General features: G+C 69.2%; 14 protein-coding genes. 4 read left to right on the forward strand and 10 right to left on the reverse strand.

Annotated features, from left to right (window positions below; all coding sequences use genetic code 11):
* Positions 1–48 precede the first annotated feature (48 nt).
* Positions 49–501, forward strand: a complete 453-nt coding sequence (locus tag ACMGFG_RS02280) for a hypothetical protein (RefSeq protein ID WP_436928733.1) — start codon at positions 49–51, stop codon at positions 499–501.
* Here the strand turns inward: ACMGFG_RS02280 and ACMGFG_RS02285 are convergent.
* The 5 genes from ACMGFG_RS02285 to ACMGFG_RS02305 all read right to left on the reverse strand — a co-directional run bounded on the left by ACMGFG_RS02285 (position 498) and on the right by ACMGFG_RS02305 (position 4,618).
* The gene (locus ACMGFG_RS02285; RefSeq protein WP_436928734.1) at positions 498–686 is read right to left on the reverse strand and encodes a DUF7470 family protein; all 189 of its coding nucleotides are present in this window, start codon (positions 684–686) and stop codon (positions 498–500) included. The two genes, ACMGFG_RS02280 and ACMGFG_RS02285, sit on opposite strands and share 4 nt — an antisense overlap.
* A gap of 34 nt (positions 687–720) precedes the next feature.
* Positions 721–1,134 (reverse strand): SCP2 sterol-binding domain-containing protein, encoded by a 414-nt coding sequence (locus tag ACMGFG_RS02290; RefSeq protein ID WP_436928735.1) that lies wholly within the window; start codon positions 1,132–1,134, stop codon positions 721–723.
* A gap of 104 nt (positions 1,135–1,238) precedes the next feature.
* On the reverse strand, positions 1,239–2,231 hold the full coding sequence (gene purM / locus ACMGFG_RS02295) for a phosphoribosylformylglycinamidine cyclo-ligase (protein WP_436928736.1): 993 nt from the start codon (positions 2,229–2,231) through the stop codon (positions 1,239–1,241).
* An 84-nt stretch (positions 2,232–2,315) separates the two neighbouring features.
* Positions 2,316–3,554 carry an outer membrane protein assembly factor BamB family protein gene (locus ACMGFG_RS02300; protein WP_436928737.1) on the reverse strand — a complete coding sequence of 413 codons (1,239 nt, stop codon included), beginning with the start codon at positions 3,552–3,554 and terminating at the stop codon, positions 2,316–2,318.
* A 587-nt stretch (positions 3,555–4,141) separates the two neighbouring features.
* Positions 4,142–4,618, reverse strand: coding sequence for a peroxiredoxin family protein (locus tag ACMGFG_RS02305; protein WP_436928738.1), 477 nt, complete (start codon positions 4,616–4,618; stop codon positions 4,142–4,144).
* 144 nt (positions 4,619–4,762) lie between these two features.
* On the opposite strand from ACMGFG_RS02305, the gene ACMGFG_RS02310 reads away from it, so the two are divergent.
* A complete protein-coding gene (locus tag ACMGFG_RS02310) occupies positions 4,763–5,050 on the forward strand; it encodes a hypothetical protein (protein WP_436928739.1) in 288 nt (95 codons plus the stop codon).
* Between the two features lie 105 nt (positions 5,051–5,155).
* Here ACMGFG_RS02310 and ACMGFG_RS02315 read toward each other — a convergent pair whose 3' ends face one another.
* From ACMGFG_RS02315 to glnA, 4 genes are all read right to left on the reverse strand, one after another.
* Entirely contained in the window at positions 5,156–5,842 is a 687-nt protein-coding gene (locus ACMGFG_RS02315) for a DUF502 domain-containing protein (protein ID WP_436928740.1), read from the reverse strand.
* Between the two features lie 77 nt (positions 5,843–5,919).
* Entirely contained in the window at positions 5,920–7,158 is a 1,239-nt protein-coding gene (locus tag ACMGFG_RS02320) for a GNAT family N-acetyltransferase (RefSeq protein WP_436928741.1), read from the reverse strand.
* The gene (locus ACMGFG_RS02325) at positions 7,155–7,937 is read right to left on the reverse strand and encodes an endonuclease/exonuclease/phosphatase family protein (protein ID WP_436928742.1); all 783 of its coding nucleotides are present in this window, start codon (positions 7,935–7,937) and stop codon (positions 7,155–7,157) included. The genes ACMGFG_RS02320 and ACMGFG_RS02325 overlap by 4 nt, the downstream gene beginning before the upstream one ends.
* A gap of 240 nt (positions 7,938–8,177) precedes the next feature.
* Positions 8,178–9,551 carry a type I glutamate--ammonia ligase gene (gene glnA / locus ACMGFG_RS02330; RefSeq protein WP_436928743.1) on the reverse strand — a complete coding sequence of 458 codons (1,374 nt, stop codon included), beginning with the start codon at positions 9,549–9,551 and terminating at the stop codon, positions 8,178–8,180.
* Between the two features lie 127 nt (positions 9,552–9,678).
* Between glnA and lrp the strand changes: the two genes are divergently transcribed.
* Positions 9,679–10,134, forward strand: a complete 456-nt coding sequence (gene lrp / locus ACMGFG_RS02335) for an HTH-type transcriptional regulator Lrp (RefSeq protein WP_179910192.1) — start codon at positions 9,679–9,681, stop codon at positions 10,132–10,134.
* Positions 10,135–10,545: 411 nt separating this feature from the next.
* Here lrp and thsA read toward each other — a convergent pair whose 3' ends face one another.
* Positions 10,546–12,228, reverse strand: a complete 1,683-nt coding sequence (thsA, locus tag ACMGFG_RS02340) for a thermosome subunit alpha (RefSeq protein WP_436928778.1) — start codon at positions 12,226–12,228, stop codon at positions 10,546–10,548.
* 217 nt (positions 12,229–12,445) lie between these two features.
* On the opposite strand from thsA, the gene ACMGFG_RS02345 reads away from it, so the two are divergent.
* Positions 12,446–12,985, forward strand: a complete 540-nt coding sequence (locus tag ACMGFG_RS02345; protein WP_436928744.1) for a TspO/MBR family protein — start codon at positions 12,446–12,448, stop codon at positions 12,983–12,985.
* Positions 12,986–12,992: the final 7 nt, after the last annotated feature.

Genomic DNA, 12,992 nt, shown 5'->3' on the forward strand with positions numbered 1-12,992 from the left:
GTGCGGTCGGCCGGTCGGTTTTTGCCGTCCGGGGACGGGGTGTCCCGCATGCGGCCGCCCGGTCGGGTCCCGGCGAGCAGAGCCGGTGAGGAGCGCGCCCACCGGCGGGTCGTGCTGGCGCTCGGCGGCGGCGTCTTCCTCACCCACTGGCTCGTCCTCCCGCCGGGGTGGCTGTGGGGGGCGGTCCCCTTCTACCTCGCGGGCGTGCTCGGGCTGGTCGCGGCCGCGGCCGGCTACCGGAGGTTCCACGTCCCCGAGGGGGTCGTCGCCACGAGCGCGCCCGGCGTCGCGCTCGCGCTCCGCAGCGAGTACTGGCCGTTCCACTACGGCTGTTTCCCGGAGGCCGACGGCTCCGACCGGTGTCTGCTCGCGCCGCCCGACGCGACGCGGTTCGCGGTCCAGCGGCTGCTCACGTCGGTCGCGTTCGTCCTCGTCGTCTGTGCGGCCGGCTACGCCGTCGGCCGCGGGCTGGGACGGCTGGTCGGAGAAGCGTACCCTTAGACCATCCCGCCCATGCCGAAGGAGGCGAGCAGGTTCGAGACCAGCCCGTAGACCAGCAGGCCGAGGCCGGCGACGACCAGCCCCATCCCGGCGGCGATCAGCGGGTTGATCCACGCGAGCAGACCGATACCGGCGACGACGACCAGCACGCCGACGATCCCGGCGGCGCCGAGTTTGTCGATCACGTCTCCCGGTGCTCCCCGCCCGGACTTAACGGTTTCAGTATTCGTACTCGGCGTCGACGCCCTGGGCCGCCCGGACGAGTTCGGTGACCGCCTCGCGGTTGGAGAGCAGCGCCATCTCCGAGCCCTCGAACTCCAGCGAGCCGCCCATGACGGCCTCGGTGACGTCGATCTCGTCCTCCAGCAGGTCGACCCACACCGCGTAGGGGCCGGCCAGCCCGAAGTCGTAGTCGGCGTCGGGGTCGTTGCCGCGGGCGGCGACGCAGGCGCCGTCGGCGACGACGACGGTGAGCGTGACCGGGTCGCCGTCGTAGCGGTCGTCCGGCAGGATGACGAACCGGAAGGTGGCGTCGAAGCCCGCCGCCGCGTCGGTGAACGCCTCGCGGTCGTTGAGTCGCGCCTGGAGCCGGTCGGCCCACTCGTCGGCGTCGTCCGGCAGCGTCGGTGTCATTGGTCCGGTGTGGCTCGCTCGGCGGCTTTGGTGTTTCGGGTTCCGACGGCGAGCGACACGTCCGTCGACGGCGTGGGCCGTCGGGAAAGAGCGACGGCGTCCCGCTACAGCTCCAGCCCGCGGATCGCGACGGACGCCTCGCCGTCTTCGACGCGACCGATGATCCGGCCGTCATCGGTCGCCTCGACGACTTTTTCGGCGTCGTCCTCGGACATGGTCGCCACGAAGCCGGTCCCCATGTTGAACGTGCGGTGCATCTCCTCGTCGTCGACCGACCCCTCCCGCTGGACGAACGCGAAGACGGGCTGGGCGTCGAACGGGTCGGTGATCTCGTAGCGGAACTCGCCCATCCGGGTGAGGTTCGTCCACCCGCCGCCGGTGACGTGGGCGGCCGCGTGGGTGTCGGCCTCGCGGAGCGGGCCGAGCAGGTCGCTGTAGATGCGCGTCGGTTCGAGCAGTTCCTCGCCGATGGAGCGGTCGGTGTTCGGCGGGAACGGGTCGGTGTACTCGTGGTCGCGGGTGACCGCCTCGCGGGCGAGCGTCAGCCCGTTGGAGTGGATGCCCGAGGAGGGCCACCCCACGACCACGTCGCCGGCCTCGGCCTCGCCGGGGAAGATGGCATCCTTCGGGGCGAGGCCGGCGCAGGTGCCGGCGATGTCCAGCCCCTTGATCACGTCCGGCATCACGGCCGTCTCGCCGCCGACCAGCGCGACGCCGGCGCGCTCGGCGCCCTCGTCCAGCCCCTCGCCGATCTGCTCGGCGGTCTCGTCGTCGGGCTCCTCGACGGCCAGATAGTCGACGAAGGCGACCGGGTCGACGCCCGCCGCGACGAGGTCGTTGGCGTTCATCGCGATGCAGTCGATGCCGATGGTCGAGTAGTCGTCCAGCGCCTCGGCGACCAGCAGCTTGGTCCCGACGCCGTCGGCCGCCAGCGCGAGGTAGCGGTCGCCGATGTCGAGCAGGCCGGCGAAGTCACCCTCGAAGTCGCCGGTGGCACCCACGAGCGCCGCCGTCGCCGCCTCCTGGCCGGCGATGTCGACGCCCGCCTCCGCGTAGGTCAGTCCCTCGTCGCTGTCCGCGCCGCTGTCGTCGGTCATACCTGTGAGCGCGCCGGCCGCGAGCAAAAGGCCACCGTTTCGGGCGACCGGTCGGACGTACACCGGAGCCACGCGGCGGGCGGGTCAGTGGTCCAGCGCGTATACGGTGCCGGTTCCCGCGAGGACGAACATCGCGTCGCCGGCCAGCGCGGGAGGGCCGGGGTCGCCCGGGAGCGCCATGTCCCCTTCGTGGACGCGGTTCGGGAACGCTCGATACCATCGCGTCGATCCGTCGTGGCTCGACACCGCGAGCAGGCCCGCACCGAGTCCCGCGTAGACGGAGTCGTCCGTCGCGAGGGGTGGCCCGAGCGAGGGGTCGACCGACCCGGAACGGCTCCCGGCGAGCGCGGCGGCGTCCCGTCGCCACAGTTCGCGTCCGTCCGCTCTCCGGAGCGCGACGAGTTCACCCCCCCGCTCCGTCTTCGACGCGACCACGAGCCGTTCCGGAGCGGCACAGAGATACCGGGCGCGCGCCGCGGCGGCGAAGCCGTCGAACTCCCACCTGAGCGTTCCCGACCGGGCGTCCCAGGCGCCGACTGTCGCCGGCCCGCGCGACGCGTAGACCGTCCCGTCCGCAACCACCGGCGGACCGGTCGGCCCGTCCGTCGCGACGGTCCAGTCGACCGACCCGTCGGACCGCGCGAGACGCAGCAGCCGCCCGTCCGTCTGCACGAACGCGCCGGCTGGGGATACTGCGGGGGCGCTGATGTCGCCGGACCCGACGTCCGACTGCCAGCGGAGGGCACCCGAGGACCCGTCGACGGCACTGACGACGGGGTTGCCGCGAGTTCCCGACACGTACACCGTCCCGTCGGCGGCCGTCGGTGGTTCGTCAGCTTCCCCGACCGAGCCGTTTCGCCACTCCCTAGTCCCGTCGCTCGTGGCGAACGCCTGCAGTCCGCCCGCGTCGTCGGCCACGTGGTCGGTGGCGACGACCACGCGGTCGCCGAGGACGGCCGGCGACGTGGGGGTTCTCGTCCCCGGCTTGCGACACCACCGCACGGACCCGTCGGCCTGGTCAAGCGCGTAGAGTACGTCCCCGGCGACGAACACGTTGCCGTCCGCGACGACGACACCCCGTCCCTCCGGCGGGAGGTCGCCAGTCGCCACTGTCCAGTTCTCGCCGTTACTGTCTGTTCCCCGCGTCGAGACGTAGCCCGTCTGCCGCGAGTCCGCGCGAACGTTCGGGAACGAACCGCCCGCCGCGACGGAACTCGACACGGCCCTGCCCTCGATGTCGCAGTCCCGCGTTCCGCCGAGACAACCCGACAGCCCGGCGACCGCCCCGGCGACCGCGGTCAGATACGTTCGTCGCGTGGTCATGCGTTCCAGCGTCGAGCGATGGTCCCCAGTGCGGTCGGTTACAACTCGTCGTACATGAATCCGACAATTCTACTCTCCGTGGACTGATAGACCCCGTCGGTACACTCCTCACCCGACTGTGCGATATTGAACGTTTTCCAGAAACCGGGGTTGTTTCCGTTGCAGCCCGGCTTTTCGGGCCCCATCACGGTACTTCTGAATTTCGTATTACCTTACTCCGTTTCATTTCAAAAATCTATCACGACCAGGTTGCATAATTTTGTTGCTAGTAACCCCCTTCTAGATAGTTATGGATAGTCTGGTCTACTGCAAATCACCCCCTTCGCCGAAAACGCGGTCGTCGCGCCGCTGCCGGGTGAGGCAGGACTGCGGAGGGTCGCGAGGCGGGCCGTGAGCAGTACGCCGGACCTTTCGAGGCCCATCCGGACTTGGATTGCGAGTTCGCGGGCCGGGTGACGTGGGGCCGTTCGACGCCGTTCATGAGCGCACCACCGGGAGAGCCGAGGGAGGCGCTCGCGGTCTACGAGGTCAGCGACGGCGGGATCCGGCGGCTCTGGATCGGCCACGCCTGAAGGACCGCTCGCCCGTCAGAACGGCGGCTCGTAGTCGTTGCGGATGTAGTAGCGCACCCAGTTGCCGTACGTGCGGTCGGCCGGGGTGTCGGAGACGTCCTCGTACCGGACGGTCCCCGACTCGTCGATCACGTAGGTACCGGCTTTGCCGGTCAGGCCGTGGCTGGTCTGTTCGGTGCCGCTGTAGCGCTCGCAGACTTCGCCGTCGGGGTCGGCCAGTAGCTGGATCTGCAGGTCGTAGCGGTCGCGCATCTCGGTCACCTTCGGGAGCGGGTCGGGGACGACCGGGACGACGCTCACGTCGTCGTGGAACCACATGTCGTAGGACACCTCGCTGAACGTCTGGAGCTGTTCGGCGCAAAAGGAACACCAGACGCCGCGGTTGATCAGGACGACGGCGGGCCCCTCCTCCAGTTCGTCGTCCAGCGAGACGGTGTCGCCGGCGGTGCTGGGCAGTTCGAACTCGGGCGCGGATTCGCCGTCGAGACTCATACCGGGGCGAGGGGCGCGAAGGGGGTAAGTCGTCGGCCGGCAGTGTGCGGGCCGCGCCGATTCTCGACATCATCTGACAGAAACAGTATCAGAACCAATACTCGGGTGAGAACGTTTATTCGACAGTCGAGAGCCTCACGAGGTATGTCTGACAACTCCGAGATGGTGTTCGCCGGCGACGAGCGGCGTGAACTCGCCTATTCCATGGGCGAGGGGGTCGGATCGATCCCGCTTTCCGGACTGGTCGTCCGCCCCATCGTCTGGTTCTACGTGAACGTCCAGCTCAAGCTGGTCTCGATCGTGTTTTCGCTGATACAGAAGCGGGAACTCGGCGAGCGACTGGTCGCCGACAACGAGGTCATAATGGACGAACTGATGGCCGGATTCCGGGGCGAACAACCCCTCACCGAGTCCGAGTCGGCTGACGCCTGACACGCCAGCGTCCGGCCGCAAGACGGCTCTCACCCGGTTTCGACGGGTCAACTCGGAGTTCCCGGTGGGATGTTCGGCGAACCCGGCGATACGTCGATATCCGCGCTATTCCTCCACGCTCTCGTCGATGGCCATCCCGGTCGTCATGACCGCCTGCATCCCCTCCTCGACGGACAGGTCCACGTCGAAGATCCGGTCCTCGGGGAGGTTGACGAGGTGGCCGCCCATGACGGGGTTGGGCGCCATCGGGACGAAGACGGTCTCCATCTCCCCGCAGTCGGCGGCCTCCTCGATCGTGGCCGGCGCGCTCGCGGTGAGGAAGGCCAGCGCGAAGCAGTCCTCGCGGGGGAACTCGACGATTTTCACCTCGCGGAAGCTCTCGGTGTCGCCCTCGACCATCACGTCGCTCATGCGCTCGACGCTGGTGTAGATCGAGCCGATCCCCGGCAGGTCCTCCATGAGCACGTCGAACCGGCGGGCGATGTGCGTCTCCGGGCCGTGCTGGGCGGCGAAGCCGACGGCGAACACGAACCCCGCCACGATGGCGCCGGCCAGCAACTGGACGACCCAGGTGCTCATCTCCCCGCCGGGGCCGACGGCGACGAGCACGCCGACCAGCGGCGAGAGGGCGCCGGCGACGAACCCCAGCGCCCAGATCAGCACCAGCACCGTGAGCAGGAACGGGACCGTCAGCGCCAGCCCCGACAGCAGCGTCTGTCTGAGGTCCCGCCGCACTTCCCTGGTCTCCTCGGCGGCGACGTGCGCGATGTCGTTCACGTCCGGTCCGGACATACGACCGGTTGGGGCCCGAGGGCGAAGTGCCTTGTTCGGGTCGGGGGCTCACCCGGTTTTCCGCCGGCCCCAGCCTCTCAGAAGAACGTCCGCAGGTACACCCGCTCGGGCGGGAACAGCGCCGCGAGGTCGTCGACGACCGACTCCTCGGCCACCGAGAGCCCGCCGACGCGGCGGGCGGTCGCGGCGTCGTGATAGCCGACCACGAGCTGCGAGAGCGTCCCCACGTCGAGGGTCGCGTCCGCCTCGGCCGCCGGCTCGTCGACGGCCGCGCACTCGCTCGACCCGTCTTCGACGGTCAGTCGGAACACGCCGTCGTTCCACTCGGCTGTCCCGTCGGTCACGGCGAGGGCGAGGTCGGCGCTCGCGTCGTCGGGGTAGGGACAGGCCGCCAGCGCGTCCGTCACGTCGACGACGCGGACCATCGGGCCCGTCGACACCTCGCAGTCGACCGCCTCGGGGTCGTCGACGAGGTCGAGGAGATCCGTCCGGCCCTCGCGCTCGAACTGCACTTCGGTCACCTGCGAGTCGTGGTCGGCGAGGAAGCCCAGCAACCCGAGCCACGCCTCGTGGTCGACGGCGGCCGTATCGTCGACGGTGAGTCGGCGCTCGCCGAACCCCTCGCCGGCGTCCGCGAAACTGTAGACGAGATACCCCACGGGCTCGCCCGCCCGCTCCCAGACGGACGCCCACGGGCGGTCGTCGCTCCCCTCCGCGAGGACGCGCTCGCGCCACCACGTCTCCGAGCGCCGCCGGAGCGCGAGCGTCGTCGCCTCGGCGGCCGCCTCGTGGACCGACTGGAGGGTGCGCCACTCGTCGGGGTCGACCGGGCGCGCGCGGCCGTCGGCTTCCCCGCGGGCGAACGACAGCTGGGCCGGCGGGCAGGTGTATTCGCTGTACGTGTTGGCTGTCGCCCAGCCGAACTGCTCGTAGTACGCCCGCGAGAACGGCCACAGCGCGGCCAGGGGGTACTCGCCGCGCCACCGCTCCAGCGCGTCGTCGACCAGCGCGCGGACGTGCCCCGCCCGCCGGTGTTCCGGCGGCGTCGCGACGGCGGCCAGGCCGGCGAGCGGGACCCACTCGCCGCGGAGGGTCGCCCGGAAGTCGTAGTGGCCGCAGACGGCGAGGAGTTCGTCGCCGGCGACGGCTCCGTACCGGTCGGCGATCCGCTCGGGCTCGTCGTCGTAGGTCTGTGGCCCGTCCTCCGGCGAGAAGGCGTAGTCGACGATCCGCCGGAACTCGGCGAAGCGGTCGGCCGACAGCGGTCGTACCGTGGCGCTCGCGTCGTCGGTGTCGCCGGTGCCGTCGCCCGTCATACTCTCCCGTTCTCGAACTCCAGGACGACGGGGCGGTGGTCGGAGACCTGCACGTCGATCACGTCACAGCGGGTGGGTTCGATGTCGGGGGAGGCGAGGAAGAAATCGAGGGTGCGCGTCTCGGAGACCAGGCTGTCGAGCGGGCGCTTGGGCACCGTCTCGCCGGGGTCGTGGAGGACCAGCCCCGTCTCTTCGAGGGCGGTTTCGACCTCCTCGAGGCCGTCGTAGGCGTTGAAGTCGCCGGCGACGACGACGCGCTCGCGCTCGGCGACGATGGCGGCGATCTCGTCGAGTTGCTTGCGGCGGCCGCGGCCGCTCATCGCGAGGTGGACCGCGAAGATGGACAGGTCGCCGATGCGGACCTCGGTGACGAGCCGCTTGGGGCCGGTCTCGAGGTAGTGGGCCTCGATGGTGGCGTCGATGTCGTCGCGGACGAGCAGGCCGTTCGAGAGATGCGAGAGCACGGGGAGTCGCCCGAGGACGTTGCCGTCGCCGTACTTGGCGTCGGCGCGGGCGTGGTAGGCCAGCCCGCGGTCGGTCAGCGCCTCCGCGAGGCGGGTGACCTGCCCCTCGGTCATGGTGCGGGCCGAGCCCTGGTCGACCTCCAGCAGGCAGACCACGTCCGGGCGCTCGTCGGCGATCACGTCGACGAGGCGCTCGGTGGCCCGCTGTTCGGCGGCGTCGTCGCCGAGCATCGCCCGGTGGGGTTTCAGCGCGTACTCACGCAGCGATCCGTCGTAGTCGAGCAGGTAGCCGGCGTTACACGAGAGTATCTTCACACGTTCTCCGTCGCCGTTGGGGCGACCGACCGTCCGTTGGAGGGACTGAGCCGGGATGAGGGTATAAAGGCGGCGGTGATCTGTCGGCGGAGGAGGGCGTCGGCGCCCCGACGCGGAGGCGCGGCTGGCGAGAAGCGAAACGCGGGTCGGGTACCGCGCCCGCCGCGGCGACGGGGCGGCGGCGACGGGGCGGCGGTGAGCGACCCGCCGGGAGCGACTGTGGGTCGACGCGGTGTCGGGTTAGAAGGTCTCGAGGTACCGGTCGAGTTCCCAGTCGGAGACGTCGACGCGGTAGTCGTCGAACTCCTGGGTCTTCGCCTCGACGAAGTTCTCGTAGACGTGCTCGCCGAGGGCGTCCTGGACGACCTCGTCGGACTCGAGGGCGTCGAGGGCCTCGCCGAGGTTCGTCGGCAGCGTGTCGATGCCGTACTCCTCGCGTTTCTCCTCGTCGAACTCGTAGATGTTCTCGCGGACCGGGTCGTCGCAGTCGAGGCCGCGCTCGATGCCGTCGAGGCCGGCGTGGATCAGCGCGGCGAAGGCGAGATAGGGGTTACACGACGGGTCCGGGAAGCGCGCCTCGATGCGGGAGGCGGCGGGGACGCGCGCGGCGGGCTTGCGGATGAGCGCCGAGCGGTTCCGGTCGGACCAGGCGACGTAGACGGGCGCCTCGTAGCCCGGGACCAGGCGCTTGTAGGAGTTGACGGTCGGGTTCGTGACGGCCGCGATGGCGGGCGCGTGTTCGAGGATGCCGGCGGTGAACTGCTTGGCCGTCTCGCTCAGGTCGAACTCGTCGTCGCCGTCGTGGAAGGCGTTCTCGCCGTCCTCCGTGAACAGCGAGAGGTGGGTGTGCATGCCCGACCCGTTGATGCGCGGGATCGGCTTGGGCATGAAGGTGGCGTGGAGGTCGTGCTCGGCGGCGATGGCACGGACCACGGCGCGGAAGGTGGCGACGTTGTCGGCCGTCGACAGCGCGTCGTCGTAGGTGAAGTTGATCTCGTGTTGGCCCTGTGCGACCTCGTGGTGGGAGGCCTCGATGTCGAAGCCCATGTCCTCCAGCCCGAAGATGATGTCCCGGCGCACGTCCTGGGCGAGGTCCTTGGGCGCGAGGTCGAAGTAGCCGCCGGCGTCGTTGGTCTTCGTCGTCGCGCGACCCTCCTCGTCCTCCTCGAAGAGGAAGAACTCGGGCTCGGGCGCGGCGTTGACGGTGTAGCCCATGTCCTCGGCGCGCTGGATGGCGCGCTTGAGCACCCCGCGCGGGTCGCCGGAGAACGGCTGGCCGCTGGAGGTGTCGATGACGTCACAGATGAGCCGGCCGGCGGCGCTGTCGTCGTCGTTGCGCCACGGCAGGACGGCGAACGTCGACGGGTCCGGGTCCAGGCGCATGTCCGACTCCTGGATGCGGACGAAGCCGTTGATCGACGACCCGTCGAAGTAGATACCCTCTGTGAACGCCTTCTCGGCCTGGTCGGCCGGAATCGAGACGTTCTTGACCGTCCCCAGAATGTCCGTGAACTGCAGCCGCAGGAAGTCGACGTTCTGCTCCTCGATCTCGTCGAGTACGTCCTGTGCCTCGGCGGAGAGACCCCCGTCCGGTTTCGCGTTTTCGCTTGTCATTGTTATCGACACCTGAAGGGTATACCCATAGTATTAAAATCCTACCCATCTGCGCAAATCTTCCCCTTCGAGAGACGGAATTGTATATTCGTAAAATTCTAATGCCCCGGTGTCGTCTGTGGACGTAATGACGTACGAAAATCTGGACCGCAAGTTGGTAAATGCGCTGCTGGGCGACGGGCGGGCGAGCCTGCGCAGCCTCGGCGAGGACCTCGACGTGTCGGTGACGACCGTGTCGAACCACCTCTCGGACCTGGAGGAGGACGGCATCATCGAGGGGTACACCCCGAAGGTCGACTACGACAAGCTCGGCTACGACGTGACCGCCATCCTCCAGCTGAAGATCGAGGGCAGCTCCCTCCCGGAGGTCACCGACTCGCTGCGCGAGCACGACCAGATGATCTCCGTCTACGAGGTGACCGGCGACTACGACATCATCGCCATCGGCAAGTTCACCGACACGGACGGCATGAACGAGCATATCAAGGAGCTGCTCGTCGACCCCGAGATCAAGGAATCCAACACGAGCGTCGTGCTCAACGCCGCCTCCGAGCACGAGCAGTTCGAACTCGAGACCGAGTAGCTCGACGCCGCGCAGCGAACAGTCGCGCCCGCGCCGGACGGCGTGTACCCACCGGGTGTGGGTGGCGCGATTACCACCGGTTTTCCACTCTCGTAGCGACCGCCAGCGTCCCGTAGAGCGGTCTCGGGTTCTCGTGGACGAGCGGATGCCCCGGTGCGACACGCGACCGTAGCGGCCGCTGGCCGGTCGAAAACGGAGAATCGCGGACTGCGATGGTTCGGGAGCCGCAGCGGTCGGCGGGCGGTTCGAGGGTCGGCGGGTAAGCGTCCGCGCGCCGACGGCGCGCGGTTCACCGGACGCGAGGGAGCGAAGCGACCGGGGCGTCCGGCTTTTTTCCCCAAGTTTTTGCGACGGAGGATTCCCGCAGGCGCGCGAAGCGCGCCGAGGAACTCTCCGTCGCAAAAAGTGGGCTCACATCATGCCGCCCATGCCGCCGCCCATGCCGCCCATGCCGCCGCCCATGCCGCCGGGCGCGCCGCCGGGGCCGCCGGGGCCGCCGGCACCCTCGTCGTCGTCGTCGGTGCCGCCGCCCTTCAGGTCGCCCGCGGCGATCACGTCGTCGATGCGGAGGATCATGACCGCGGCCTCGGTGGCGGACTCGACGGCCTGGGTCTTGACGCGGAGCGGCTCGACGACGCCGTCCTCGACCATGTCGACCACGTCGCCGGAGTAGGCGTCGAGGCCGACCTGGTGGTTACCGGAGTCGTGCTGGCTGCGCAGGTCGACCAGCGAGTCGATGGGGTCGAGCCCGGCGTTCTCGGCGAGCGTGCGCGGGACGACGTCGATGGCGTCGGCAAAGGCCTCGACGGCGAGCTGCTCGCGGCCGCCGACGGAGTCGGCGAAGTCGCGGAGCTCCAGCGCGAGGTGGGCCTCCGGGGCGCCGCCGCCGGGGAGGACCTGCCCGTCTTCGAGCGTGACCGAGACGACGCCCAGCGAGTCCTCGATGGCGCGCTCGACCTCGTCGGCGACGTGCTCGGTGCCGCCGCGGAGGATCATCGTGACGGCCTTGGCGTCCTCGACCTCCTCGACGAAGATGCGCTCGTCGCCGGCGACGTCCTTCTGGGCGACGCTGCCCGCGAAGCCCAGATCGTCGGCGGTGATGTCGTCGATGTTCGAGACGATGCGGGCGCCCGTCGACCGGGAGAGCGCCTTCATGTCGGACTTCTTCGCGCGGCGCACTGCCAGAATACCCTCCTGGGCGAGGTAGTGCTGGGCCATGTCGTCGATGCCCTTCTGGCAGATGACGACGTCGGCGCCGGCGTCTTTGAGCTTGTCGACGTACTCCTTGAGCTGCTCCTCCTCCTGGTCGAGGAACTGCTGGAGCTGGTCGGGGTCGGTGACGTTGACCTCGGTGTCGAGCTCGGTCTCGGGCACCTCGATGGCGGTGTCGAGCAGCGCCACGTCGGCGTCCTCGACGGCGTAGGGCATGTTCTCGTGGACGCGCTCCTTGTCGATGATGACGCCCTCGACGAGCTCGGACTCGTCGATGGAGCCGCCGACGACGGTCTCGAGCTGGATGTTGTCCGTGTCGACGCCCTCCTCGTCGGCGACGGACTGGACGGCGTCGACGACGAGCGAGGAGAGGGTGTCCTTGGCGTTCTCGGCGCCCTTGCCGGTCATGGCGGTGGCGGCGATGGACTCCAGAATTTCGGTGTCGTCGGCGTCGACCTCGATAGCGATGTCCTCGAGGGCCTCCTTGGCCTTCTCGGCGGCCTGGCGGTAGCCCTGCGCGAGGATGGTGGCGTGGATGTCCTGGTCGAGCAGATCCTCGGCCTTGCCCAGCAGCTCGCCGGAGATGACGACGGCCGTGGTCGTGCCGTCGCCGACCTCGTCCTCCTGGGTCTGGGCGACCTCGACGATCATGTTGGCCGCCGGGTGCTCGATGTCCATCTCCTCGAGGATGGTGACGCCGTCGTTGGTGACGACGACCCCGCCGGAGTCGTCGACGAGCATCTTGTCCATCCCCTTCGGACCCAGTGTGGTCCGTACGGACTCGGCCACGGCCTTCCCGGCCGTGATGTTCATGGACTGTGCGTCCTTGCCCGAGGTGCGCTGAGAGTCCTCGGACATGATGATGAGGGGCTGGTTACCCATCTGCTGAGCCATAGTCAAGAGACAGGTTGATTGCGATTCTATATAAAAGTACCGGGTATCGGCGGGATTCCCCTCGCTGGGCCCCCGAGCGGTGTATGGCAACCGATGTCAAAGATGTGTTTATATACGATAGCGGAGAGCACCGGCGGCGTGACGGACAGGTATCGTCGACGGCGTGAGGGGGACACGTATGGCCGTGGAGCGTGTACACGAGACAATGGCAGAAACACGAGCACTCGGTGCCGACCAGGAAGGCCGCCGGCCGGCGGTCGCGGTCGTCGCCGGGGTCGTGGCGGTCAACCTCGTCGGCGCCGCGCCGGCGGTGCTGTCCGGGCCGGGGTCGCCGTGGTTTCAGACACTCGTGAAACCCGCTATCTACCCGCCACCGTGGCTGTTCGGCGTCGTCTGGACGCTCCTCTTTACACTGATGGGCGTCGCTCTCGCGCTCGTGTGGCTGGCCGACGGGGGTGGGACGGTCGAGGAGAGTCGGAGCAGCGACGGCTGGACCGACCGCCGCGTCGCGCTCGCCGCGTTCGCCGGCCAGATGGTCCTCAACGTCGCGTGGACGCCCGCCTTCTTCGCCGCGGAGAACCTGCTCGCGGGACTGGTCGTGATCGTCGCCCTGTGGCCCGCGGTCGCCGTTACTATCCGGGCCTTCGACCGCGTCGACCGCCGTGCGGCCGCGCTGCTGGTGCCGTATCTCGTCTGGGTCACCTTCGCCGCGGTGCTGAACTACCGGTTCCTGGCGCTGAACTGAGAGTCCA

This window comes from Halosimplex halobium, from assembly GCF_051414055.1.
In the GTDB taxonomy this organism is placed as follows: Archaea; Halobacteriota; Halobacteria; order Halobacteriales; family Haloarculaceae; genus Halosimplex; species Halosimplex halobium.

Excerpts from the sequence above, each read along its gene's own strand:
- ACMGFG_RS02280 (WP_436928733.1), top strand. The coding sequence starts at position 49 with ATGCGGCCGCCCGGTCGGGTCCCGGCGAGCAGAGCCGGTGAGGAGCGC.
- ACMGFG_RS02345 (WP_436928744.1), top strand. The coding sequence starts at position 12,446 with ATGGCAGAAACACGAGCACTCGGTGCCGACCAGGAAGGCCGCCGGCCG.
- purM (WP_436928736.1), bottom strand. The coding sequence starts at position 2,231 with ATGACCGACGACAGCGGCGCGGACAGCGACGAGGGACTGACCTACGCG.
- ACMGFG_RS02310 (WP_436928739.1), top strand. The coding sequence starts at position 4,763 with ATGTCTGACAACTCCGAGATGGTGTTCGCCGGCGACGAGCGGCGTGAA.
- ACMGFG_RS02305 (WP_436928738.1), bottom strand. The coding sequence starts at position 4,618 with ATGAGTCTCGACGGCGAATCCGCGCCCGAGTTCGAACTGCCCAGCACC.
- thsA (WP_436928778.1), bottom strand. The coding sequence starts at position 12,228 with ATGGGTAACCAGCCCCTCATCATCATGTCCGAGGACTCTCAGCGCACC.
- ACMGFG_RS02320 (WP_436928741.1), bottom strand. The coding sequence starts at position 7,158 with ATGACGGGCGACGGCACCGGCGACACCGACGACGCGAGCGCCACGGTA.
- ACMGFG_RS02315 (WP_436928740.1), bottom strand. The coding sequence starts at position 5,842 with ATGTCCGGACCGGACGTGAACGACATCGCGCACGTCGCCGCCGAGGAG.
- ACMGFG_RS02300 (WP_436928737.1), bottom strand. The coding sequence starts at position 3,554 with ATGACCACGCGACGAACGTATCTGACCGCGGTCGCCGGGGCGGTCGCC.
- ACMGFG_RS02290 (WP_436928735.1), bottom strand. The coding sequence starts at position 1,134 with ATGACACCGACGCTGCCGGACGACGCCGACGAGTGGGCCGACCGGCTC.
- glnA (WP_436928743.1), bottom strand. The coding sequence starts at position 9,551 with ATGACAAGCGAAAACGCGAAACCGGACGGGGGTCTCTCCGCCGAGGCA.
- lrp (WP_179910192.1), top strand. The coding sequence starts at position 9,679 with ATGACGTACGAAAATCTGGACCGCAAGTTGGTAAATGCGCTGCTGGGC.